We start from the raw sequence: 24277 nt of genomic DNA, 5'->3' as shown, positions 1-24277 counted from the left end.
GCCGATGGCGTTAACCCAATTTGGCGAATTCGGCCTGCAAGGTGGCGAGAAAGGTTTCCCGCGCGACCTGGGCGATGCCCAACTGTTGTTGCAGCCGTTGGATTTCGGCGTCGACGATTTGCAGATTGGACAATTGAGTCTTGGCGATGTCGCTAAGGCTGTCGATCGGGTGAGTTTTGTCGCCTATCGTCAAGGTTGGAATGCTGGTGTTTGGATCGGCCATCGAATATTTCCGGAATAGATCAAAGTGAGCGGTTCGGCCCGCACGGCCGACCGTATGCGAGTTTAATCGGCGAATATGACAAATTCGTTTCGACGGCGCCGCCATTCCGGGAGTCAAACCGCCGATCAATGCCCGCCCTCGTCTTCATTTTCCTCAGGCTTGACGATTTCCTGCAACGACAAGGTATCGGCCAGGCTGGGTTTGTCGTCGCCGGTCGCCGAACCCAGGCCTTCGCTGAGATTGATTTTGAGTTTCAAATTGTTCGGCGAGTCGGAGTTGCGCAATGCTTCGTCCAGCGAAATCACTCCGCTTTTGTAGAGCTTGAGCAAATGGCTGTCGAAGGTTTGCATGCCGATGTTTTCCGATTTTTCCATCGCTTCCTTGATCGCGTGCACATCGCCTTTCTGAATCAAATCGCTGACCAGTTTGCTGCCCAACAAAATCTCGATCGCCGCCACCCGCTTGCCTTCCACGGTCGGCACCAAGCGTTGCGACACAAAGGCCTGCAAGTTCAGCGACAAATCCATCAACAATTGCGGACGGCGTTCTTCCGGAAAGAAATTGATGATCCGGTCCAAGGCCTGATTAGCGTTATTGGCATGCAAGGTGGACAGACACAGATGGCCGGTTTCGGCGAAGGCCAGCGCGTGCTCCATCGTCTCCTGACTGCGTATCTCGCCGATCAAAATCACGTCGGGCGCTTGGCGCAGCGTGTTTTTCAGCGCGTCTTCATAGCTGAGCGTATCGACGCCGACCTCGCGCTGATTCACCAGCGATTTCTTGTGCGGATGGACGAACTCGATCGGATCTTCGATGGTAATGATGTGGCCGGACGCATGGCTGTTGCGGTAATCGATCAAGGCCGCCAGCGAGGTGGATTTGCCGGAGCCGGTGCCGCCGACGAACAAGATCAGGCCGCGCTTTTCCATAATTTTGTCTTTCAGCACCTGCGGCAAGCCCAGGGTGTCGGCGTTGGGAATATCGACCTTGATGTTGCGGATCACCAGCGCGTAATTGCTGCGTTGCTTGAAAATATTCACCCTAAACCGGCCCACGCCTTCCTCGGCGATGGCTAGATTCATTTCCGGTACCTGTTCGAAGGCCGCGCGCTGATCGGCATCCATGATGGCATGGGCTATCTCTTTAAGTCTTTCGTTGGTCAGTCGAATGTTTTCCAGCGGCCGCAGCGTGCCGTGAAATTTAGCGGCCGGCGGCGCGCCTGCGGTCAGATATAAATCCGAACCGTCTTGTTGAACCAAAATTTTCAGGTAATCTTTAAATTCCATTGCACAGCCTCGCGTCGGGAAATCCGCCAAAGTGTAGGCCAAGCCCTCAACAAGTTGAAGCCCCGCCGCCCCGAACCGGTATAATGCCCGGCTTTTTCTCGATTAGACGTTTGCGGTTATGAGTCAACAACGTAAGGCAGTAGCGTTGATTTCCGGCGGCCTGGATTCCATGCTGGCCACCAAGGCTATCCTCGAGCAAGGCATTCATGTCGAGGGCATCAATTTTTTCACCGGATTTTGCGTCGAAGGCCATACCCACGCCATTCGTAAACAGGACGAAGCCAAAACCAAGCGCAACAATTCGCTGTGGGTCGCCGAGCAACTGGGCATCAAGCTGCATATCATCGACATCATCGAAGAATACAAGCAAGTTCTGCTGAATCCCAAGCACGGCTACGGCGCCAATCTGAACCCCTGTCTGGACTGCAAGATTTTCATGGTCAACAAGGCCAAGCAATGGATGGCGGAAAACGGTTTCGACTTCATCATCACCGGCGAAGTCGTCGGCCAACGGCCGATGTCGCAACGCAAGCAAACCATGCCCATCGTCGCCGCCGAATCCGGCGCCGACGACTTGCTGGTAAGGCCCTTGTCCGCGCAAAACCTGCCGGCGACCTTGCCTGAGCGCGAGGGCTGGATCAGCCGAGAAGCATTGTTCGGCTTCAGCGGCCGCTCGCGCAAACCGCAGATGGCGCTAGCCAAGCAATACGGTTTCAGCGATTACGCCCAACCGGCCGGCGGCTGCTGCTTTTTGACCGACGCCGCCTATTCCCAAAAATTGGCCGACTTATGGCAGGCGCGCGGCAAGCGCGACTACGACTTGGACGACGTGATGCTGTTGAAAGTCGGCCGGCATATTCGGCCCAAGCCGCATTTCAAACTGATCGTAGCCCGCGAGGACGGCGAGGCCCGCTTCATGAGCGGCTATAAAAAAGAATTCGTCAGCATGAACTGCGCGAGCCATCGCGGCCCGTTGGTGCTGATCGACGGCACCCCGGACGAAGACGATCTGCATTTGGCTGCCCGCATCCTGGCCCGTTACGGTCAAGGCCGCGATGCCGCGAACGTGGACGTAACCATCCGCGACCGGCAGGGCAACGAACGCCAAATCAGCGTGGCCCCGTTGGCGGCCGATCAAATCCCCGAGGCTTGGTTTGTATGAACGAATTCACGCTAAACGCCCGCCGCCTGCTCTGCCCGTTGCCGGTGATTCGCACCCAGGATAAAGTCAAAACCCTGCAAAGTGGCGACCAACTCACCGTGGAATGCACCGATCCCGGCGTGATGCAGGACATCCCGGCCTGGTGCCGGATTAACGGTCACGCCGTGCTGGAGACCCGCGCGGAAAACGGCGAGTATGTTATTGTTCTGCAAGTAGGATAAGTTCCACGTCAGAGTTTTCGGACCACAGGTTAACAGGATAGAAAATGGCAGTAGGTCACACCGAATTTCCGATCATGCACGCCATCCAAGGCGTCAAACTGGGTACCTGCAACGCAGGCATTAAACAAACCCAACGCGACGACATTCTGGTCGTCGAGATGGCCGACGGCGGCAGTTGCGCGGCGGTATTCACCCAGAACGCCTTTTGCGCCGCGCCGGTTCAATTAGCCAAATCCCATCTGAGCATGGCGCCGCGCTGGCTGTTGGTGAACTCCGGCAACGCCAATGCCGGCACCGGCAAGCAAGGCTTGCAAGACGCGTTCGCCTGCTGTGCCAGCCTGGCCGGCGAAGTCGAGGGCCTCGCCCAGCAAGTGCTGCCGTTTTCGACCGGCGTCATCGGCGAACCGCTGCCGGTCGCCAAGTTAACCGCCGCGCTACCTAAGGCGGTCGCCGATCTGGCGGAGACCCACTGGGACCAGGCCGCCCGAGCGATCATGACCACCGATACGTTCCCGAAAGGCGCATCGACCGTCGTCGACATCGGCGGCCATCCGGTCGCGATCACCGGCATTTCCAAGGGCGCCGGCATGATCCAACCCAATATGGCGACGATGCTGGGCTTCATCGCCACCGACGCGACCATCGACCAGTCCCTGCTGCAACAATGCCTAGCAGCGGCGGCGGAAGTCTCGTTCAACCGGATTACCGTCGATGGTGATACATCGACCAACGATGCCTGCGTACTGCTGGCCAGCGGCACCAGCACGGCGCCGGAGATTCTGGCCGACAGCGAGCACTACGCAAAATTCGCCGACGCAGTCACCGCCGTGTGCAAGCGGCTGGCCGAACTGATCATCCGCGACGGCGAAGGCGCCACCAAATTGATCCGCATCCGGGTCGAACAAGCTTCGAGCGCAGCCGAAGCGGTACAAGTCGCCAAGACCATCGCCCACTCGCCGCTGGTCAAAACCGCGTTCTTCGCCAGCGACCCCAACTGGGGCCGCATCCTGGCGGCGGTCGGCCGGGCCGGCGTCGTAAACCTGGTACTGGAAAACATCGAAATTTATCTGGGCACCGTCTGCATCGTCGAGAACGGCGGCCGCTCGCCGCTATATACCGAGCAAGACGGCCAACGCGTGATGAACCTGGAAGAGATTCTGGTCACGGTCCGATTGGGCCGGGGCGAGGCGTGCGAGGAAGTGCTGACCTGCGATTTCTCCTACGATTACGTCAAGATCAACGCCGAATACCGGACCTAATATGCTTGGCGCCAGCCGCCTCCTGCATGTCGCAGTCGGCGTGATTCGCGGCGGCGACGGCCGCATCCTGATCGCCGAACGCGCCAAGACCGCTCACCAGGGCGGACTTTGGGAGTTTCCGGGCGGTAAGGTCGAAACCGGCGAAACGGTACTGGAAGCCTTGTGCCGTGAGTTGCACGAGGAAATTGGTATTCGCGTCACCGACGCCGCGCCGCTGATCAAAATCGCTCACGATTACGGCGACCGCCAAGTGTTGCTCGATGTGTGGGATATTCGACGATTCGAAGGCCTAGCCCACGGCCGCGAAGGTCAGGCCATGCAATGGGTCGCCGCCGAACGACTGAACGAATTCGCCTTCCCGGCCGCTAACCGCCCCATCATTGCCGCCGCGCGATTACCCAGGAATACGCCATTCTGGAAGCCGCCACCCAACGACAAGCCTTGGACCGCTACCGCCTGTTGATCGATCAAGGCATCCGGCTGATTCAAATCCGGCTGAAATCGCTGCCGACGGCCGAATTGGCCGCCACGCTGGAAGGCATCGCCTCGGAAAGCGCCGGCGCCGACACCACATTGCTGATCAACGCCGATCTGCCGATATCCGACGCCGACTACGCTGGTTTGCACCTGAGCAGCCGGGCATTGCGCGCCTGCAAGACTCGGCCGGCCGGCTATCGCTGGGTCGCGGCGTCCTGTCACAATTTGGACGAGCTGCGCTTGGCGGAAGATCTGGGCTTGGATTTCGCGGTACTGGCGCCGGTCCAAACGACCGCCTCGCATCCGGGCGCGGCCGCGTTGGGCTGGGAACGCTTCGAAGCGTTGGTCGAGCGGGTCGGTTTACCGGTTTACGCGCTGGGCGGCTTGCAACGCGAAGACGGCGCCCGTGCCGCCGATGCCGGGGCGCAAGGCATCGCCGGCATCGGCGCGTTTTTGAACGCCGCTCAATCGCCGGGATAAGCGTCGTCGTCGGACAGCTCGTCGACTAGCGGCTCGCCGGGAATTTTATGGGCCTCAGTGGCCCAATCGCCCAGATCGATCAGCTTGCAACGCTCGGAACAGAAGGGTTTGAATGTTTCGGCGGCCACCCAGGCCACCGGTTTTCGACACGTGGGGCAAGCCACCATCGTTACTGAACGGTCGGCCATTTAGAACATGCAGCGGGTCAATTGGAAATCGATATCGTCGAGAATTTGGTTGGGGCGGTTTTCGTCGGTGGACGGCTTCATGAAGCGGATGCTGAAACGGTGTTTACCGCCGCTGATTTCAGCGAAACACGGCATGGCCGCCGCGATCCCCACTCGCAATAATTGCACCGGATGGCTTTTGTCCAACGCCAGTTGAAAGAATCCAGCCTTGGCGACTTCTTGAGTCGGCACGTGGCTTTGGCGGATAAAACCTAGGATCAAGTCTATCGCGACCCGAATCGCGACGAAGGGCTGAGTCCAGCGTTCCAAGTCCTTTTGTTGCTCCGCCTCGTCTTGTTCCAGCCAATAGTGGAACGCCGGCAAATCGAACGAACAACTACCGCCCGGTATCGAATTGCGTTGGGATATACTTTGGAACAAATCGCTTTCCATGACACTGATGCCGATCTTGCCGTTGGCGCTGTATAGGCTGCGGCTGGCCTGACTGACCTCGGCCAAAATCTCCTGGAGCTTTTCGCCGTCGACACCCTGGCTATTAGCCAGCTGATTCAAAACCTTGGTATGCCTGTCCAGCTCCTTAAGCAATTCGGATTTCAAATCGCTACGGCTGAAGATGGTCAATATATCCAACAAGACGGAGATCGCGGCGCGTTTGTCGAACACCGAGGCGCCCAACATGAAGTGACTAAGTTGTTGAAAGAGCTGCTCCAAGCGCATAAACACACGAATTCGTTCATTCAGAGGGAATTCGTAGATGGTGAGTGTATTCAAGCCGTGGGTGTCCTAACAGAGGCTAATAAATTATAGGAATTGTGCAGGCTTTTAACCTGTTCTGCAAGCCGCTCGGGATCGCCGCCGTTGTCCAAAACATCGTCGGCCCGCGCCAGACGCGCCTCTCGGGAAAGCTGGCTGGCGATAATCGCCCGCGCCTGATCGATCGCCAATCCGTCCCGAGCCAGCACCCGTTGCAGTTGCTCCTTCGGCGGGCAATCGACCACCAACACCCTATCCACCCGACGATCGCCATCGGTTTCCAGCAATAAGGGCACCGCGACGATGACGTAGGACCCAGTCAAACCCTCGACTTGTCTAGCGATTTCGGTATAGACCAAGGGATGCAATATGGCTTCCAAACGGCATTTTTGCTCCGGATCGGCAAACACCTTGGCCCGCAAAGCGGCTCGGTCCAACGAGCCGTCGGCTTGCAAAACCGCGCTTCCGAAGGCCGCGACGATGTCTTGCAAGGCCGGCTGACCGGGTTCGACCAATTGCCTGGCAATCAGATCGGCATCGACGATGGGCACGCCCAACGCCTCGAACAGCCGGCAAACCGTGGATTTGCCGCAGCCGATACCGCCGGTCAAGCCGATCGTCAACATCAATTCAATCCGGCAAAATGCAGATACCAACGGTTGATGTCGTCGCCCCACAGCATGGCAATCCAGCCGGCCGCCGCCAGATAAGGCCCGAACGGAATCGGCTTGGACGCTTCGCGCCGCCCGGTCGCGATCATCGTCACGCCGACCAACGCACCGAACAAAGACGACAACAACACGATCTGCGGCAAATATTGCCAACCGAACCAGGCGCCGAGCAAAGCCAATAATTTGAAATCGCCGAAGCCCATGCCCTCCTTGCCGGTCAGCAGTTTGAAGCCCTGGTAAACGCTCCACAGTACCAAATAACCGGCCGCCGCGCCGATGATCGCGTCGCGCGGTTCGGCATAAACGCCAAACAAACTCAGCAACAAACCCAGCCACAACATCGGCAAAGTGATGCTGTCGGGCAACAATTGATGGTCGAAATCAATGAAACTCAACGCAATCAAGCTCCAGGTCAACAACAAACCGAATGCCATTCCCAATCCGAAACCCAACTTCCAGGCCACCAGCGCGGAACACAATCCGGTGAACGCCTCGACCAGTGGATAGCGCCAAGCGATCGCGGTGCCGCAGTGCGCGCACCGGCCAGCCAACAGTAAATAGCTCAACACCGGAATGTTCTGATAGGCCTTGATCGGCGCGTTACAGGCCGGACAATGCGAAGCCGGCCACATCAGATTGAAAGCCTCGGTGGGCTCCGAATACGGCAGTTGTAAAAACTCGTGGCAATCGCGCCGCCAATCGCGTTGCAGCATTACCGGCAACCGGTAAATCACCACATTCAAGAAGCTGCCGACCAGCAGACCTAGCAGCAGCGCCACACCCATCAGTAGCGGCGGAAATTGTTCTAACATCGTCAGCATAAAATCTCGCGGAAATCCCGCCCGGCCAAACCGATCAGCGGAGGACGCCTATATCGCGGCGCCGAGCTTGAAGATGGGCAAATACATTGCGACGATCAGGCCGCCGACCAACACGCCCAAGATGGCCATGATAATCGGCTCCATCAGGCTACTGAGATTGTCGACCAGATTGTCCACCTCTTCTTCGAAGAAATCCGCCACCTTATCCAACATCGCGTCGATAGAACCGGATTCCTCGCCGATGGCAACCATTTGCACCACCATATTCGGAAACATGCCGGTTTGTTCCAATGCCACCTTCAACTGCTGACCGGTGGATACTTCGTCGCGGACGTTCATTACCGCATCGTGAAACAGAATGTTGCCGCAAGCGCCCGCGACCGACACCAAGGCCTCTACCAGCGGCACGCCGGCCGCCGACATCGTCGACAGGGTGCGGGCGAAACGGGCGATCGCCGATTTTTCCAAAATCATGCCGACCACCGGAATCTTTAATAACGACTTATCCAGAAAATGATTGAACGCTTTCGAGCGTTTTTTAAAGTAACTGAAGGTGTAACCGCCACCGCCGACCACCAGCAATACCGCCCACCACCATTCCTGTACCCAGGCGGACAAAGCGATCACGAATTGAGTGAAGGCCGGCAGGTCGGCGCCGAAACTTTTAAACAAGTCCTCGAACACCGGCACGACAAAGATCAGCAAAATCGCGGTCACGATGAAGGCAACCACCAACACCGCGACCGGGTAGGTCAGTGCCTTTTTGACCTTTTTCTTGATCGACTCGGTTTTTTCCTTGTAGGTGGCAATCTTGTCCAGCAAGGTTTCCAACACCCCGGCATGCTCGCCCGCGGCGACCAAATTGCAGAACAAATCGTCGAAATAGATAGGCCGTTTCGCCAAGGCCTGAGCCATCGTGTCGCCGCCTTCGATGTCGGCCTTGATCGCCAGCAACAGCTCGGCCATACTGGGATTGTCGTGGCCGCGGCCGATAATGTCGAAGGACTGCACCAGCGGCACGCCGGCTTCCAACATCGTCGCCAACTGTCTGGCAAATATCGCGATATCCGCGCTGGTGATTTTCTGCACCTTGGCGCCGAATAGCGGCTTAGCCTTGCGCTTGATGCCGACGACGCGTATCCCCATCCGCCGCAGCTCGGTTCGGGCAATCACTTCGCTTTTGGCCATGATCGTGCCCTTGGTTTTTTTGTTTTGCTTATCGAAACCGTCCCAATTGAACTCGATTTGCTCGTCTTGCTTTGCCATGTTTATTCCTTGGTGACGCGGTCGATTTCTTCGAGCGACGTAATACCCTGTCGTATTTTTAATAAGCCGGAAGCCCTAAGGTCGTTGATGCCTTCGGTTTTGGACAGCGCGGCCATGTCCATGGCATTGCCGCCACGCAAAATCAACGCGCGCATCGCTTCGCTGATCGGCATCACCTGATAGATACCCACCCGCCCCTTGTAGCCATTGTTGCAATGCTCGCAACCGACCGGTTCGTAAATTTTGAAGGTGCCGATTTCTTCCTTACTAAAGCCGGCCGACAACCAGATGTTTTCCGGAAAGTCGGCCTCCTTCTTGCAATGCTCGCAAAGCCGCCGCGCCAAGCGCTGGGCCATGATCAGATTCACCGCCGACACGATATTGAACGGCTCTATCCCCATCTGCACCAAGCGATTGATGGTTTGCGGCGCGTCGTTGGTGTGCAGGGTCGACAATACCAAGTGACCGGTTTGCGCTGCCTTGACCGCGATGCTGGCGGTTTCCAGGTCGCGGATCTCGCCGACCATGATGATATCCGGGTCTTGCCGCAAAAAAGCCCGCAAGGCTTCGGCGAAGGTCAAGCCGGCTTTGGCATTGACGTTGACCTGATTGATACCTTCGACCGTGATCTCGACCGGATCTTCGGCGGTCGAAATGTTCCGCTCGACGCTGTTCAGAATGTTCAAGCCGGTGTACAGCGACACCGTCTTACCGCTACCGGTTGGCCCGGTCACCAACACCATCCCGTAGGGCCGGTGAATGGCGTCCAAAAAGTTTTTTTGTTGAACAGGCTCGAAACCCAATTTTTCGATACCGATCTGGGCGCTGGTGGGATCGAGTATCCGCATCACCACTTTTTCGCCGAACAGCGTCGGACAGGTATTCACCCGGAAATCGATGGCCCGATTCTTGGAAATTTGCATTTTGATCCGGCCGTCCTGGGGCACCCGCCGCTCGGCGATGTCCATTTTCGACATGACCTTGATCCGGGATATGATCCGATTGGCAATACCGACCGGCGGACTGGCGACTTCGGACAAAATGCCGTCGGCCCGAAACCGGATCCGGAACTTCTTCTCGAACGGCTCCATGTGAATATCCGAAACGCCGCGCTTGATCGAATCGAGCAGAATTTTGTTGACGAAACGGACGATGGGCGCATCGTCGATGTCCGAGCCGCCGACTTCCTCGGCCGGCTTGGCTTCGTCGCCGGCCGAAATATCGATGTTATCCAGATCGTCGTCGAGCAAATCCTTCATGGATGTATCGGCCGCTTCCAGCGCGGTATCGATCATCTTCATCAATTTGTCTTCTTCGACCAAAATGTTCTCGGTATTGTGCCGAGTATGGAACTTGATCTCGTCCAGCGCCTGGAAATTGGTCGGATCGGCGGTGGCGACGAACAAGCGGTTACCGCGTTTGAACAGTGGCAGAGCGTGATGTTGGCGGATCAGCTTTTCGCTGACCATTTTGATAGGCAGCGACGCCACGTCTATCGCATCCAAATCGAAAAACGGCACGCCGAACTCGGCGGAAGCGATGGAGGCCACGGTCCGACTATCGAGCACTTTATGCTCGACCAGATAACTGACGAAGGCTTGCTTGCGTTTTTGGGCTTCTTGCAGATAGGCGGCGGCAGTCTCTTCAGTCAACAGGCCTTTTTGGATCAGGCACTTGGCCAAGCCGCTGAAATGAATATTGGAAGGAGCTGTCGCCATGAAATCGAGTCGGGAATGGATTTACTGGAAGTTTAGGCTGCAACTATAGATGATGTAAGGATTTAATCCAAACTCCACGTCGCGCTCAAATCGACTCCGCAGGCATCGGCACCCCCGGCCCGACTGACAGGGGGTGCCTAAATAGCCTTAAACCTCGTGGTAAATTGCCGCGCCTTCCTTCAGGAATTGCTCGGACTTTTCTTCCATGCCTTTTTTCAGCGCCTCTTCTTCTTCCAGGCCTTTTTGCTCGGCGTAGTTGCGCACGTCCTGGGTGATTTTCATCGAGCAGAAATGCGGGCCACACATTGAGCAAAAGTGAGCAACCTTGGCCGATTCCTTGGGTAAGGTTTCGTCGTGGAAGGAGCGGGCTTTTTCCGGGTCCAGCGCCAGGTTGAACTGGTCTTCCCAGCGGAATTCGAAACGGGCCTTGGACATCGCGTTGTCGCGAATTTGCGCGCCGGGGTGGCCTTTGGCCAAGTCGGCGGCATGCGCGGCGATTTTGTAGGTGACGATGCCTTCGCGGACGTCCTGTTTGTTGGGCAGGCCCAGGTGTTCTTTCTGAGTCACATAGCACAGCATCGCGCAGCCGTACCAGCCGATGTTGGCGGCGCCGATCGCCGAGGTGATGTGGTCGTAGCCGGGGGCAATGTCGGTGGTCAGCGGCCCCAAGGTATAGAACGGCGCCTCGAAGCAGTCTTCAAGCTGTTTGTCCATGTTGACTTTGATCATTTGCAGCGGCACATGGCCGGGACCTTCGATCATGGTTTGCACGTCGTGTTTCCAGGCGATTTGGGTCAGTTCGCCCAGGGTTTCCAGCTCGCCGAACTGGGCAGCGTCGTTGGCGTCGTAGATCGAGCCCGGACGCAAGCCGTCGCCCAAGGAGAACGACACGTCGTAGGCCTTCATGATTTCGCAGATTTCTTCGAAATGGGTGTAAAGGAAGCTCTCGGTGTGGTGAGCCAGACACCATTTGGCCATGATCGAGCCGCCGCGCGAAACAATGCCGGTCAAACGCTTGGCGGTCAACGGTACGTGCTGCAGGCGCACACCAGCGTGTATCGTGAAGTAATCCACGCCTTGTTCGGCCTGCTCGATCAGTGTGTCGCGGAAGATTTCCCAGGTCAGTTCCTCGGCCTTGCCGTCGACTTTTTCCAGCGCCTGGTAAATCGGCACGGTGCCGATCGGTACCGGCGAATTGCGCAAGATCCATTCGCGGGTTTCGTGGATGTTCTTGCCGGTGGACAAGTCCATGATGGTATCGGCACCCCAACGGATGCCCCACAGCATTTTCTCGACTTCTTCCTCGATCGACGAAGTGATCGCCGAGTTGCCCAAGTTACCGTTGATCTTGACCAAAAAGTTGCGACCGATGATCATCGGCTCCAATTCCGGGTGGTTGATGTTGGCCGGAATGATGGCGCGGCCCCTGGCGACTTCGGAACGCACGAATTCGGGCGTGATGAAGGACTGAATATTGGCGCCATAGGAAAAGCCCGGATGCTGGCCTTGGTAACGGTCGCGCATCGCTTCCAGGTTCTGGTTCTCGCGGATCGCGATGTATTCCATTTCCGGCGTGATGATGCCTTTGCGGGCATAATGCATCTGTGAAACGTTGTGGCCGGCTTTGGCGCGGCGCGGATGACGGGTTAGCTCGAAACGCAGGTGCGCGGTTTTGGGGTCGTGCAAACGTTCATGGCCGAATTTGGAGGTTGGTCCGCTCAGCAATTCGGTATCGCCGCGTTCTGCTATCCATAGTCCGCGTACCGAGTTCAAGCCTTGGTGCAGGTTAATGTCGACGTTGGGGTCGGTGTAAGGGCCGGAAGTGTCGTAGACGAAGATCGGCGGATTCTTCTCGGCTCCGAAATGCGCCGGGGTATCCGACAGGTTGATCTGGCGCATCGGTACTTGCATATCGGGTCGGCTGCCGGCGATATAGACTTTTTCCGAAGCCGGGTAGGAATCGATCCGGATGCTACTGCCGGTATCGGTCGTAATTTCGTTGCGGACAGCGCTCATGCTTATCTCCAAAAATCAGAATAAATCGCGAGCGCAGGGAAAAGATTTGGGCTTTCCTACGCCGGCATTAACCGGTTCAGGTTCGAAGGGTTTTTCTCAGCTTTCCGGATTAAAGTTTCGACGGAAAGCACCCCTAGCCTTTCAGGTGGTCGCTTACGGTATATGATTATGTTTGGAAATGCAAGTCCGCCAAGGACTAATCCCAACACAAAAAGCTTATAAAACAATGGGTTTTAGCCTTTTGCACCCAACAAGCCAGCTAAATTTAACCGCCTCGATGACTTCGCCCGAAACGCCTCACGACAAGCTGGCCAGCCACTTCGCCGACTTCCTGACCTCGCGCAGCGTTGTCTCAAGCGCCGACAACACCCGCCTTTACGCGCTGGCGAAAACGCTGGCCGAACAACAAGCCGCCGGCCATAGCTGTATCGAGCTGGACCCGGCCGACGCCAATTTGCTGCTGGCGTCCGGCCTAGCCTCGAATAACGCATTGACGCCGTTGATCGTTGAATCCCAGCGTCTCTACCTGCGCCGATATTGGCAGTACGAATCCCGACTGGCCATGCAACTGGCAACGCTCGCCGCCATTCAATTCGACATACTCGATCCGGAACCCGCGCTGGCGCGGCATTTCCCGACGGACCGACAGGAGTCCGACGCGCAGCAACAGGCGGCGCGCGCGGCGTTAACCCAAGCATTGACGGTCGTCACCGGCGGACCCGGCACCGGCAAGACCACCACGGTTTTGAAAATCCTCGCCTTATTGCTGGAACTGAACCCAAACCCGCCATTCATCGCCTTGGCGGCGCCGACCGGCAAGGCGGCGATGCGTCTGCAACAAACAATCGTTGCCAATAAAGCCCATCTGAATTGCCCGGAAACGATCAAACAAGCCGTACCGGAAAGCGCCTGCACACTACACCGCCTACTCGGCGCCAAACCGCCATCCCCGTACTTCCGTCACAATGCCGACTTCCCGCTACCCTACGACGTGGTCGTAGTCGACGAAACGTCGATGGTCGACCTCGCCTTAATTAGCAAACTGGTCGACGCGCTAAAACCGGGCGCGCGCCTGATTCTGCTCGGCGACAAGGACCAACTCGCGTCGGTCGAAGCCGGCGCGGTGTTGGCGGACATTGCTCGCGGACTACCGGAGCAAACCGTCGAGCTGCGCCACTCGCACCGTTTTCAAGGGCAAATCAAGGCGCTGGCCGAGGCCGTCCATCGCGGCGACGCCGAACAAGCCTGGCAATTGCTGCTGACCGGCGACGACGCGATCCACCGACTAAAACACGACGCGATCAGCTATATCGGCGAGCGCTATCGCCGCTATTTCGAACTGATAGCGGCCGGGGCCGGGCTGAACGAAATCTTCACCGAGTTCCAGCGTTTCCAGGTGCTATGCGCCAATCAACAAGGTCCGTACGGGGCAGAAGACATCAACCGTCGCGTGGAACGCGCCGCCGCCCAAGCATGGCCGCAGAGCATCGGCCATACCTGGTACCCCGGCAGGCCAGTGATGATTTCCCGCAACCACGCGGCTACCCAACTATACAACGGCGATATCGGCATCTGCCTGCCGGACCCCGCCGACGGCCAACCGCGCGTCTATTTTCCGGACCGTGACGGATTTCGCGGTCTGCGCCCTGCTCGGCTGCCCGCGTGCGAAACGGTTTACGCAATGACCATTCATAAAAGCCAGGGCTCCGAGTTCGACGAGGCAATGCTGGTACTGCCGGAACGCGCCAATCCGGTGCTCAGCAGGGAATTGCTGTACACCGGCATCACCCGGGCGAAACGCCGAGTAAGCGTGTTCGCCGAGCGCGACATCTTCGAAACCTGCGTCGCCCGCCCAAGCGTCAGACACAGCGGCTTGGGCGAAAAGCTAATCGCGACCGGGAGCCAAGCATGAAAACGACCAAAAAACGCGGCAAACAACTATTGAGAGACATTGAGGGACAAGCCGGCGAATTGGCGATGCTGACCGACGGGCTGAGCTTGCTGAGCGAACTCCACACTCTGGCGCGGCGGGTCTTGGAATTGGCGAACACACTGACCTTGCAAACCGAAGATCTGAAGAAGAAACACTACCTAAGCGCGCTAATCTCGTCCGAAGCCTTAGGCGAACTGGCCGAAATCGCCGACACCGACGCCGCCAGCCAACTCGAAGATCGGCTGTTTGCGGCAAACGCGGACTCGCAGGTGGCAAGCGACCGATTTTTTCAGGAGTTATTGGAGAAAATCGACGCGCGTTTCGCGCGTCTGACCGATGCGATACAGGATTTACTACATCTGGCCGAGCTGGATCCAGGCCGGGAAGACGATTAGAAGGCTATCCCCGTCCGGAATAGCCGTACGGCCTGACTGGGACAGCCCGCCCTCAAAACCAGGCCAACAACCGAAAAACTAGCAGCCGGAAAGATTCATCGCCGCGCGACGTTAATGACTGCGCTGCACCGAGAAATGAGCCAAGGTTTCCAAGGCGCGCTTGTAAGCCGAGTCCGGCAAGCATTGCAGTGCCTCAATGGCGGCCGCGGCGGCTCGATCCGCGCAACGCTCGGTGTATTCGATCGCGTTCGTAGCCTTGACGACTTCGTAAACTTCATTGAAAGCGTCCCGAGAGCCCTGCCGAATCGCATCTACCACCACTTTGGCCTGACGCTCGTCGCCATGTTGAATTGCGTAGATCAGCGGCAAGGTCGGTTTACCCTCTGCCAAATCGTCGCCCAGGTTTTTACCCAGTTCCTCACTGTTAGCCTTGTAGTCCAGTGCATCGTCGATCAATTGAAATGCCACGCCCAATTGTTGCCCATAGACCGCCAAGCCGTTTTCGACGACAGCGTCGGCGGCCGAAACCACCGCCGCCAACCGAGTCGCCGTGCTGAACAGGATCGCGGTTTTGCGGGCAATCACTTCGAGGTATTTAGCTTCGCTGGTTTCGGGATTGTTGCAATTCAACAGTTGCAACACTTCGCCCTCGGCGATAGCCGTGGTAGTTTTGGACATGATGTCCATCACCCGCATGTTGTTGGTGCGGACCATCATTTCGAACGCACTCGAATACAGATAATCCCCGACCAAAACGCTGGCGGCATTACCCCAGACCGCGTTGGCGGACTCCTTGCCGCGTCGCATCGCCGATTCGTCGACAACGTCGTCATGCAATAGCGTCGCGGTATGGATAAATTCGATGACCGCCGCCAGCGTCAAGTGATGATCGCCAACCTCGCCCAACGCCTTCGCGGCCAACAACAACAACATAGGCCGCAAACGCTTACCGCCGTTACCTATGATGTAATGCCCGATTTGATTGATCAGGACGACATCCGAACTTAATTCTTGCAAAATTAAGCGGTCGACAGCTTGAGACTCCTCGCTGGTCAAATTTTTGATCGAATCAAAATCTATGGCACCGCTAGTCGGCGCTGAATCTGTGGCTATCATGGAAAGAGTCTGAACGCTGATCACTACGGCAAATTTTGTCTGGTTAGCCGGTCATGCTATGAATAATACCGAATAGTGTCAATAGTACCAGTCCGAACATGGCTTTAAACCGTTAGTGCTAAAAGCATTTTTTGTTTGACGTAACTTGCCGCCAAACATATAATCCGCTGTTCACTATTAACAGTTTATGCTTGATGGAGCTTACGCCGATGTATGCGGTAATTCAAACAGGTGGCAAACAGTACCGTGTCGCAGAAGGTACTACCTTAAAAATCGAAAAACTGGAACTAGGCGCGGGCGACAGCGTGGAGTTCGACAAGGTATTGATGGTTCAATCAGGCGACTCTGTAAAAGTTGGTCAGCCTTACGTTGAAGGCGGAAAGGTCACCGCAACCGTGGTTTCTCAAGGCCGCCACAAAAAAGTCCGTATCATCAAATTCAGAAGACGCAAGCACCACATGAAAAAACAGGGGCATCGTCAATATTACACGGAAGTCCAGATCACTGGTATTTCCGCATAACATTCACAGAGGTTAGATCATGGCTCACAAGAAGGCAGGCGGTAGTACCCGCAACGGTCGCGATTCCAATGCACAACGCCTGGGCGTCAAACGTTTTGGCGGCCAAGTGGTTAAAGCGGGCAATATTCTGGTTCGCCAACGCGGCACTCAATTTCACCCTGGCACCAATGTCGGCATCGGTAAAGACCACACCTTGTTCGCGACTGCGGACGGCAAAGTGGTTTTTGAAGAAAAAGGCCCGAAAAACCGCAAATACGTTAGCATCGCAGCAGCGTAACATCGCCAGCAGTGCTGCAAGGCACCACTGAAAGGAAAAGCCTCGTTGTTTAGCGGGGCTTTTTTGTTTATACCGGTACATTATGAGATTTGTTGACGAAGCGGAAATCCGCGTGGAAGCAGGCGACGGCGGCAACGGCAAGGCGTCGTTCCGCCGAGAAAAATATATTCCGTTGGGCGGCCCCGACGGCGGCGACGGCGGCGACGGCGGCAGCGTTTATCTGGTGGCCACGGAGAACGTTAACACCCTGGTGGACTTTCGCTATCACTCGGTGCACCGCGCCCAACGCGGCCAAAACGGCGGCAGCCGCGACTGCACGGGTAAAAAAGGCGATGATTGCTTCGTCCCGGTACCGCCCGGCACGATCGTTTACGAAGCCGACACCGGCGAGAAAATCGGCGACCTAACCAAGCCCGGCCAACAACTTCTGGTTGCCAAGGGCGGCTTTCACGGCTTGGGGAACACCCGCTTCAAAAGCAGCATCAACCGCGCGCCTCAGCAAACCAGTAAGGGGACGCCGGGCGAACACCGCATGCTGCGTCTGGAATTGATGGTGATTGCCGACGTGGGCCTGCTCGGCATGCCCAATGCCGGCAAATCCAGCCTGATTCGGGCCGTCTCGTCGGCGCGCCCGAAAGTAGCCGACTATCCGTTCACGACGCTACATCCCAATTTGGGCGTCGTTCGGGTCGACGACATGCGCAGCTTCGTGATCGCCGATATTCCGGGCGTCATCGAAGGCGCGGCCGAGGGCGCGGGGCTCGGCCTGCAGTTTCTAAAGCACTTGTCGCGTACCGGCCTGCTGCTGCACATCCTCGACATCGCCCCCTACCAAAGCGACGAAACGCCGGTTTCCGCCGCCCGGAAAATCATTGCCGAAGTCGAAAAATGGAGCGACGAACTGGCCGAAAAGCCGCGCTGGCTGGTACTGAACAAAATCGACAACGTCCCGGACGACGAGCTCGACGCCCACTGTCAAGCCATCCTCGACGAACTGGACTGGAATGGCCCGGTATACAAGATTTCCGCGCTGAAAAACCAGGGCACCCAAGAACTGATGTACGCGATCATGGATTTTCTGGAAGCGCAACGCAATTCGCTGGAGCCCATCCCCGATGAGCCGGTCTGATTTCTCTAAAGCTAAACGCGTCGTCGTCAAAATCGGCAGCTCACTGCTGACCGACGGCGGCCGCGGCCTGAACAAGACCGCGATCGCCGGCTGGGTCGAGCAAATGGCGGCGCTACGCCAGTTGGGCGTCGACGTGGTATTGGTCTCGTCAGGATCGGTGGCGGAAGGCATGAGCCGCCTGAAATTAAAAACCCGTCCGAAAACGCTGCACGAACTGCAAGCCGCTGCCTCGGTCGGCCAGATGGGCCTGGTGCGCCGCTTCGAAGACGAATTCCAGACGCATGACTTACTGGCGGCCCAGGTCTTGCTGACCCACGACGACCTATCCGACCGGCAACGCTATCTCAATGCCCGCAGCACCTTGCTAACCCTGTTGGATTTCGGCGTCGTTCCGGTCATCAACGAAAACGACGCGGTGGCTACCGAGGAAATTCGCTTCGGCGACAACGACACCCTGGGCGCGCTGGTCGCCAATCTGGTCGAAGCCGATTTATTGCTGTTGTTGACCGACCAGCTTGGCCTGTTCGACGCCAATCCCAGCCTGAATCCCGCCGCCCAATTGATTTCCGAAATCAGCGTCAACGAAAGCCTGCTCGACGAAGTGGCCGGCGGCAGCATTAGCGGCCTAGGACGCGGCGGCATGTTCACCAAGGTTCGCGCCGCCCGGTTGGCGGCCAGATCCGGCGCCGCCACCGTCATCGTCTCCGGCAAGCTGGACCAAGTCGTCAACCGAGTGTTTGCCGGCGAAGCGCTCGGCACCTATATGATACCGAACATCGCCCCGCTGGCGGCCCGCAAGCAATGGCTGGCCGGGCAATTGCAGCTCAAAGGCAGCGTTACGCTGGACGACGGCGCCGTCAAAATTCTGAAAGCCGCCGGCAAAAGTTTGCTGGCCGTCGGCGTCAAGACGGTGAGTGGCTCATTCCAACGCGGCGACTTGGTATCTTGCCTGGACGCCCACGGCCAGGAAATCGCCCGCGGCCTGATCAACTACGGTGCCGACGATGCCGCCAAAATCGCCGGCAAACCCAGCAGCGAGTTCGAAGCCTTGCTGGGCTATGCCGATGACGACGAACTCATCCACCGGGACAATCTAGTACTGGTCTAGCCGGACCCAGCTCCGGATCAAGTATTCTGAATCACGATATTCGGGAATCGGCCGCTGAAATCCTTGGCTCTCAGCGCCAGTTTCGCGGCCATTTTGCGGGCGATGGCCTTGTAGATTTGCGCCGGCCGCCCGTCCGGATCGGCAACTACCGTCGGTCGGCCACTGTCGGCAAACTCCCGGATTTTAATATCCAACGGTAACGCACCCAACAGATCCACCCCGTTTTTGGCGGCCATCGCCACGCCGCCGCCTTGGCCGAAAATAGCCTCTTCGTGACCGCAGTTGCTGCAAATATGCAGACTCATGTTTTCGACCAAACCCAGAATCGGCACATTGACCTTTTCGAACATGCCCAAGCCACGCTGAGCGTCTATCAACGCAATGTCTTGCGGCGTGGTCACGATGACCGCGCCGCTGACCGGAATCTGCTGAGCCAGCGTCAACTGGATGTCGCCGGTACCCGGCGGCAAATCGATGATCAAATAATCGACGTCATGCCATTGGGTTTGACCCAACAATTGTTGCAATGCACCGGTTACCATCGGGCCGCGCCAAATCATCGGTTGATCGGGATCGACCAGATAACCAATCGACATGGTCTGGACGCCGAAAGACAACTTGGGTTGCAACATCTTGCCGTCCTCACTGTCCGGCTGACCGGACAAACCCAGCATGGTAGGAATGCTGGGGCCGTATATATCAGCATCCAAAATACCGACCTGAGCACCCTCCGCTGCCAGCGCCAGCGCCAGATTCACTGAAGTCGTCGATTTACCGACGCCTCCCTTGCCCGACGCCACCGCGATAATATTTTTCACATTCGGCAAGGGCTTCAAGGTCTTTTGCACGGCGTGCGACACAATCTTGAAGGACACTTCGACCTCCAGCTTCCCAAGCCCCGGCAACGCGCGCAAGCGTTGCTCCAACTCGGCGCGCAGCTCGCCAACGTAACTCTTGGCCGGATAGCCCACTTCGACGACAACGCTGACCGCGTCGCCGTCCACCGTAATCTTTTTGACGGCCTTAGCCGACACCAAATCGGTCTCGACATTCGGGTCAATGAAATTTTTCAATATATTTTCGACAGCCGCTTTTTCAATAGCCATTCACAACTCCTACAATAAGCCAGTAACCAAGCAAAATAGTGGGGGAAGATACCATCTTCCGGGAAGCCAAGAAACCCGGACAACCAAATCCACGGGCTTTCTTGCCAGGCCGCGCCAAACGCGCTACTCTCCGGGCGGAAACAACCATCCGACGCCCCCAGTCCCGTCACCGTCATGATCGCCTTAACCCGTCCGCCTATCCGCCATTCCCCGACCCACTCTCCGTTGCTTATACCATTCGCGCTGATACTGGCGTCGTTGCTAAGCGGCTGCCAAACCTTAGCCTTCTTTTCCGAACCGCAATCGGAAAAAGTCACCTGGACGGTCAAACCCAACGAAGTCGTCGAGACTCACCAATTCAGCCTCTCCGCCGACTTGAACATCGTCGGAGGCCTGGCCACGCTCTCCAGCCGGGAAAACGATACGCTCTCGGACATTGCTCGCCATTACGGCCTGGGATACAACGACATTACCCTCGCCAATCCCGGCCTGGATCCCTGGAGCTTACAGAACGACAGCACGGTATTGCTGCCCTTGCAATTCATAATCCCCGACGCGCCGCGCCAAGGCATCGTGTTGAACCTGGCCAACATGCGCATGTTTTACTTTCCGAACACCCGATCGGTCTTGACCTATCCGGTCGGCATCGGACGAGAAGGCTGGAATACGCCGCTGGGTCAGACGCAAATCGTCGCCAAGAAAGCCAATCCGGCCTGGACCGTGCCGGAATCGATCCAACGCGAACACCAGGCGCTGGGCGACCCTCTCCCCAAAGTCATCCGCTCCGGCCCGGACAATCCTCTCGGCTATTACGCAATGCCGCTGGGTTTTAAGGGCTATTTGATACACGGAACCAACAAGCCCTACGGGATCGGCATGCAAGTCAGCCACGGCTGCGTACAGCTCTACCCGGAGGACGTGGAAAACCTGTTCAAGCAAGTCGACATAGGCACGCCGGTACGCATCGTCCACCAACCCTTCTTAGCCGCCTGGGCGGGCGACGCGCTGTATCTGGAAGCCCACCAACCATTGGATAAATGGGAAAAGCAACGCAAGCAACTGGAAAAAGACCTGCGCGGCAAATTGAAGCAGCTCGCCGCGGAACGGCAAGCTACACTGGATTGGCCCAAGGTGGAAGCCATCCTCAAGCGCGCCAACGGCGTGCCGACACCGGTACTCGTCAACAGTCCGAACCTTGCCGAACTAAGCGCCGCCGCGCCGCAGATCGAACATCCGGAACGACTGTTCGGCCAACCGGAAATCGGCGAACTGGACGCCGACGCCTGGTCGACGATCATCGCCGATGTGTTCCAGAGCGAAACCGAAGCGCAAAAGCTGGCGGCCATGCTCAATCACCAAGGCCCGCCGATCCCGGCCCGCAAGATTGCCAGCAACGGCAATTACCGCGTCTTGGCCGGGCCGTTCAAAACCAAATCCGAAGCCAGAGCGGCGGCGAAACGCATCAAACAGAACTTCGATATCGACGCGATGCCGCAAGCACCGTCGGCAAACTAAGCCGCCGTCATTCCGACAAGGCCCCCGGCTTCAGCAACGCGGTGGCTTGCTCCACCGGCACCGGCTTGCTGAAGTAATAGCCTTGGCCGTAATTGCAACGCTGTCCGGACAGGAAGACCAACTGCTCCAAGTCCTCTATGCCCTCCGCGACCAACTCCAATTTCAACTGGCCGGCCATCGCGGTAATCGCGGCCACGATCGCCCGGTCGCTGTCGTCGGTGGAAACGTCCTTTACAAAGGCCTTGTCGATTTTCAACGTGTCGAGCGGAAAACGCTTTAAATAGCTCAGCGACGAATAACCGGTGCCGAAATCGTCCACCGAAATACGCACGCCCAGGCTCTTTAAGCCTTGCAGAGTGGCTAGCGTGGTATCCACATCGCGCATCATGATGCTTTCGGTGATTTCCAACTCCAATAATTCCGCCGGCAAGCCGGTTTCGGCCAACACGGTCGCAACCACGTCCAACAAGCCGCGTTGATGTTGAAAATCCTGGAACTGCCGACCGGATAGATTGACGGCGACGCGCACCGGCGTACCTGTCTCGCGCCAGCACTGGGCCTGTTCGCAAGCGGTCCGCAACACCCATTCGCCTATCGGCACGATCAACCCGGTTTCCTCGGCCAAACCGATAAACTGATCCGGCATCACCATGCCCAAGGTCGGACTATGCCAGCGCAACAGCGCCTCCATGCCGATTACCGCCCGGCTATCGATTTGCACTTGCGGCTGGTAGTACAGCGACAGCTCGCCCTGACCGAGCGCGCAACGCAAATGATGCTCAAGCTGCAGATACCGCTGCGCGGTACTGTTCATTTCCGACGTAAAAAACTGATAGTTGTTCTTGCCGAGCTTTTTGGCGTGGTACAGCGCGGAATCGGCCTGCGCCAGCAGTTCGTCCAGATTGCCCGAGTTCTCCGGAAACACGCTGATGCCTATGCTGGCCCGCGAATAAATCTGGTGTTGGTTAATGACAAAGGGTTCATTCAGTAGCCCCAAAATCTTGACCGCCACCTTGGCGGCATCCAGGCTGTCCTTGATGCCGGGCAACATGATAATGAATTCGTCGCCCCCCATGCGTGCCGGCGTGTCGCCTTCACGCAAGCACGAGGCGATGCGCTTGGCCACCTCTCTGAGCAATTCGTCGCCAACTGTATGGCCGAACGAATCGTTGATAGTCTTGAAATTGTCCAGATCGAGAAACAAAAAAGCCACCACCTCGCGTTTGCGCTGCGCGCGCGCGATGAATTGCAAGGCGCGGTCGGTCAGCAGCGTGCGATTGGGTAGATCGGTCAGCGCATCGAAATGCGCCATGTAATCCAGGCGCTGGCGAGCCCGCTTGACCTCTTCCATCTCCCTGGCGTTGTCGATCACCAACGATAACGAATGCGCGAAACTGGCCGCCAACTCCTCGTCGTTGGCGCTAAACGCCTCGCCGCCGACTTTGTCGCACAAATAGATCCGCCCGTACACCCGACCGTGCCGGGAAATCGGCACCGCCAACAGCGATTTCATCGGCGGATGATGCGGCGGAAATCCGATGCTACGCGGATCGGTGCGCATATCGCTCAGGCGTAGCGAAATATCCTCTTCGATCACGACGCCCAACAAACCCTTGCCTTGCGGCAGCTCGCCGATTTGCTTGGCCTGAGCCTCGCTGATTCCGGAATAAATGAATTCAGCCATCCCGCCGTGCTCATCGACGATACCAATCGCCCCAAAATCGGCGTCCAACAGCTTACGCAAGGCATCGAGCCCAGCTTGCAGCAATTCGGTTTCTATCGACGTCCGGGCCAACACCCCCAACAAGCTTCTGGCGGCCTCGTTGAGGGCGGCCAAGCGCTCGACCCAAATCACGGTCTGGCGATGGTTTTCCTCGGCAATGTCCCGCAAACGCACGCTTTCGAGTAACAACTGCCGATCGCGTTCCAGCAAGGCCTGCAAAATGCTTTCCCGGGTCACGACGCCGACAAATTCGTCGCGGCTCATCACGGCCAACACTTCCATGCCATGCTTCCGCATGGTTTTCAACGCGGTACGGATACCGGCACCGACCGGCACGGCCGCGAGCTTGCGATGCTCGACCAAGTCGGCAAAAATCCAGCCAGGGTGCAGGGAAATGTCATGGTGGGTAGCCACGCCGCAAAAATCGGCACTAAGTTCGCCATCGCGAAATACCGCGTACACGGTACTGCCATTCGCCCGCCCCTTTGGCCGGTCTTCTTCCCGGACCCTGACCACATCGGGCCAAAGACAGGCCTTTACCGTCAATTCCTTCATACCTTGGCGCTCAAGCGCACCGAGACGTCCAAATCGGCGTGCAAAATCTCGTCGATGCTCATCAGCGGCTTAACCTGACCTATCACAAACTCGATCAATGCCTCGCGCGAAGCCCGGTTCAACAGGCTTTTTCGGACCAAGATATCGCTGATGATTTCGTCGTCGCACTCGATATGCTCGAACGGCGCTTTCACCAATAATTCAATGGCGCGGCGCATCGCGATACAGCCGATTGGCGAATCGCGCCCCAAAATCAACATGTCTTTCAGTGGAGGAATGGTGTATTCGCCAAGCACGGCGGAGATATTGACCTGATTTTGAGTTTGCTTGAACATGCCGGTAACCTTATTTCCCTAAG

General features: G+C 57.3%; 25 protein-coding genes and 1 riboswitch. Of the genes, 12 read left to right on the top strand and 13 right to left on the bottom strand.

Annotated elements, in window-relative coordinates; translation table 11 throughout:
- Window positions 1-10: 10 nt before the first annotated feature.
- Window positions 11-223, bottom strand: coding sequence for a DUF6447 family protein (locus tag ACP4CD_RS19540; RefSeq protein WP_064030962.1), 213 nt, complete (start codon window positions 221-223; stop codon window positions 11-13).
- 125 nt (window positions 224-348) lie between these two features.
- Complete coding sequence (locus ACP4CD_RS19535) at window positions 349-1509, bottom strand: PilT/PilU family type 4a pilus ATPase (protein WP_426992208.1); 1161 nt, start codon at window positions 1507-1509, stop codon at window positions 349-351.
- Window positions 1510-1627: 118 nt separating this feature from the next.
- On the opposite strand from ACP4CD_RS19535, the gene ACP4CD_RS19530 reads away from it, so the two are divergent.
- The 5 genes from ACP4CD_RS19530 to ACP4CD_RS19510 are packed head-to-tail and all read left to right on the top strand — an operon-like array spanning window position 1628 to window position 5108.
- Window positions 1628-2671: a tRNA (5-methylaminomethyl-2-thiouridylate)-methyltransferase gene (locus tag ACP4CD_RS19530; RefSeq protein ID WP_426992206.1), complete on the top strand. Its 1044-nt coding sequence runs from the start codon at window positions 1628-1630 to the stop codon at window positions 2669-2671.
- Window positions 2668-2892 (top strand): sulfurtransferase TusA family protein, encoded by a 225-nt coding sequence (locus ACP4CD_RS19525; RefSeq protein WP_426992205.1) that lies wholly within the window; start codon window positions 2668-2670, stop codon window positions 2890-2892. Before ACP4CD_RS19530 ends, ACP4CD_RS19525 begins: the two co-directional genes overlap by 4 nt.
- Before the next feature lie 44 nt (window positions 2893-2936).
- Complete coding sequence (gene argJ / locus ACP4CD_RS19520; RefSeq protein ID WP_426992203.1) at window positions 2937-4151, top strand: bifunctional glutamate N-acetyltransferase/amino-acid acetyltransferase ArgJ; 1215 nt, start codon at window positions 2937-2939, stop codon at window positions 4149-4151.
- Window position 4152: 1 nt separating this feature from the next.
- Window positions 4153-4614 (top strand): 8-oxo-dGTP diphosphatase MutT, encoded by a 462-nt coding sequence (mutT, locus tag ACP4CD_RS19515; protein ID WP_426992202.1) that lies wholly within the window; start codon window positions 4153-4155, stop codon window positions 4612-4614.
- Complete coding sequence (locus ACP4CD_RS19510) at window positions 4593-5108, top strand: thiamine phosphate synthase (protein ID WP_426992200.1); 516 nt, start codon at window positions 4593-4595, stop codon at window positions 5106-5108. Before mutT ends, ACP4CD_RS19510 begins: the two co-directional genes overlap by 22 nt.
- On the opposite strand, the gene yacG is transcribed toward ACP4CD_RS19510, so the two are convergent.
- From yacG to thiC, 7 genes are all read right to left on the bottom strand, one after another.
- The gene (yacG, locus tag ACP4CD_RS19505; protein ID WP_426994713.1) at window positions 5093-5275 is read right to left on the bottom strand and encodes a DNA gyrase inhibitor YacG; all 183 of its coding nucleotides are present in this window, start codon (window positions 5273-5275) and stop codon (window positions 5093-5095) included. The two genes, ACP4CD_RS19510 and yacG, sit on opposite strands and share 16 nt — an antisense overlap.
- 21 nt (window positions 5276-5296) lie before the next feature.
- Window positions 5297-6067 carry a cell division protein ZapD gene (gene zapD / locus ACP4CD_RS19500; protein ID WP_426992198.1) on the bottom strand — a complete coding sequence of 257 codons (771 nt, stop codon included), beginning with the start codon at window positions 6065-6067 and terminating at the stop codon, window positions 5297-5299.
- On the bottom strand, window positions 6064-6675 hold the full coding sequence (gene coaE / locus ACP4CD_RS19495) for a dephospho-CoA kinase (RefSeq protein ID WP_426992196.1): 612 nt from the start codon (window positions 6673-6675) through the stop codon (window positions 6064-6066). Before coaE ends, zapD begins: the two co-directional genes overlap by 4 nt.
- Window positions 6675-7541 (bottom strand): prepilin peptidase, encoded by an 867-nt coding sequence (locus tag ACP4CD_RS19490; protein ID WP_426992194.1) that lies wholly within the window; start codon window positions 7539-7541, stop codon window positions 6675-6677. The genes coaE and ACP4CD_RS19490 overlap by 1 nt, the downstream gene beginning before the upstream one ends.
- 48 nt (window positions 7542-7589) lie before the next feature.
- Window positions 7590-8807: a type II secretion system F family protein gene (locus ACP4CD_RS19485; protein WP_281021546.1), complete on the bottom strand. Its 1218-nt coding sequence runs from the start codon at window positions 8805-8807 to the stop codon at window positions 7590-7592.
- Between the two features lie 2 nt (window positions 8808-8809).
- Window positions 8810-10525 carry a type IV-A pilus assembly ATPase PilB gene (pilB, locus tag ACP4CD_RS19480; protein WP_064030935.1) on the bottom strand — a complete coding sequence of 572 codons (1716 nt, stop codon included), beginning with the start codon at window positions 10523-10525 and terminating at the stop codon, window positions 8810-8812.
- Window positions 10526-10672: 147 nt separating this feature from the next.
- Complete coding sequence (thiC, locus tag ACP4CD_RS19475) at window positions 10673-12541, bottom strand: phosphomethylpyrimidine synthase ThiC (protein ID WP_071158861.1); 1869 nt, start codon at window positions 12539-12541, stop codon at window positions 10673-10675.
- 36 nt (window positions 12542-12577) lie between these two features.
- Window positions 12578-12686, bottom strand: a riboswitch (TPP riboswitch).
- A gap of 132 nt (window positions 12687-12818) precedes the next feature.
- On the opposite strand from thiC, the gene recD reads away from it, so the two are divergent.
- Both recD and ACP4CD_RS19465 read left to right on the top strand, forming a co-directional pair.
- Entirely contained in the window at window positions 12819-14453 is a 1635-nt protein-coding gene (recD, locus tag ACP4CD_RS19470; RefSeq protein WP_426992192.1) for an exodeoxyribonuclease V subunit alpha, read from the top strand.
- On the top strand, window positions 14450-14869 hold the full coding sequence (locus tag ACP4CD_RS19465) for a hypothetical protein (RefSeq protein ID WP_426992191.1): 420 nt from the start codon (window positions 14450-14452) through the stop codon (window positions 14867-14869). The genes recD and ACP4CD_RS19465 overlap by 4 nt, the downstream gene beginning before the upstream one ends.
- 111 nt (window positions 14870-14980) lie before the next feature.
- On the opposite strand, the gene ispB is transcribed toward ACP4CD_RS19465, so the two are convergent.
- The gene (gene ispB / locus ACP4CD_RS19460; protein WP_071158868.1) at window positions 14981-15985 is read right to left on the bottom strand and encodes an octaprenyl diphosphate synthase; all 1005 of its coding nucleotides are present in this window, start codon (window positions 15983-15985) and stop codon (window positions 14981-14983) included.
- Between the two features lie 209 nt (window positions 15986-16194).
- Here ispB and rplU point away from each other — a divergent pair, with 209 nt between their 5' ends.
- The 4 genes from rplU to proB all read left to right on the top strand — a co-directional run bounded on the left by rplU (window position 16195) and on the right by proB (window position 19020).
- Entirely contained in the window at window positions 16195-16506 is a 312-nt protein-coding gene (rplU, locus tag ACP4CD_RS19455) for a 50S ribosomal protein L21 (RefSeq protein ID WP_064030963.1), read from the top strand.
- Between the two features lie 19 nt (window positions 16507-16525).
- The gene (gene rpmA / locus ACP4CD_RS19450) at window positions 16526-16783 is read left to right on the top strand and encodes a 50S ribosomal protein L27 (protein WP_064030940.1); all 258 of its coding nucleotides are present in this window, start codon (window positions 16526-16528) and stop codon (window positions 16781-16783) included.
- A gap of 82 nt (window positions 16784-16865) precedes the next feature.
- On the top strand, window positions 16866-17912 hold the full coding sequence (cgtA, locus tag ACP4CD_RS19445) for an Obg family GTPase CgtA (RefSeq protein ID WP_426992190.1): 1047 nt from the start codon (window positions 16866-16868) through the stop codon (window positions 17910-17912).
- Complete coding sequence (gene proB, locus ACP4CD_RS19440; protein WP_426992189.1) at window positions 17899-19020, top strand: glutamate 5-kinase; 1122 nt, start codon at window positions 17899-17901, stop codon at window positions 19018-19020. Before cgtA ends, proB begins: the two co-directional genes overlap by 14 nt.
- Before the next feature lie 17 nt (window positions 19021-19037).
- Here proB and apbC read toward each other — a convergent pair whose 3' ends face one another.
- A complete protein-coding gene (gene apbC, locus ACP4CD_RS19435) occupies window positions 19038-20126 on the bottom strand; it encodes an iron-sulfur cluster carrier protein ApbC (protein ID WP_168028210.1) in 1089 nt (362 codons plus the stop codon).
- Window positions 20127-20351: 225 nt separating this feature from the next.
- Here apbC and ACP4CD_RS19430 point away from each other — a divergent pair, with 225 nt between their 5' ends.
- Window positions 20352-21641, top strand: a complete 1290-nt coding sequence (locus ACP4CD_RS19430; protein ID WP_426992187.1) for a L,D-transpeptidase family protein — start codon at window positions 20352-20354, stop codon at window positions 21639-21641.
- A 7-nt stretch (window positions 21642-21648) separates the two neighbouring features.
- Here the strand turns inward: ACP4CD_RS19430 and ACP4CD_RS19425 are convergent, their stop codons facing one another.
- Together ACP4CD_RS19425 and ACP4CD_RS19420 are read right to left on the bottom strand one after the other, a co-directional pair.
- Complete coding sequence (locus ACP4CD_RS19425) at window positions 21649-23919, bottom strand: EAL domain-containing protein (protein WP_426992186.1); 2271 nt, start codon at window positions 23917-23919, stop codon at window positions 21649-21651.
- Window positions 23916-24254, bottom strand: a complete 339-nt coding sequence (locus ACP4CD_RS19420; RefSeq protein ID WP_064030946.1) for a hypothetical protein — start codon at window positions 24252-24254, stop codon at window positions 23916-23918. Before ACP4CD_RS19420 ends, ACP4CD_RS19425 begins: the two co-directional genes overlap by 4 nt.
- Between the last annotated feature and the right edge of the window lie 23 nt (window positions 24255-24277).

This window comes from Methylomonas stagni (genome assembly GCF_050154735.1).
Lineage (GTDB): Bacteria > Pseudomonadota > Gammaproteobacteria > Methylococcales > Methylomonadaceae > Methylomonas > Methylomonas koyamae_A.
This window is presented reverse-complemented; position numbering and strand designations above follow the sequence as displayed.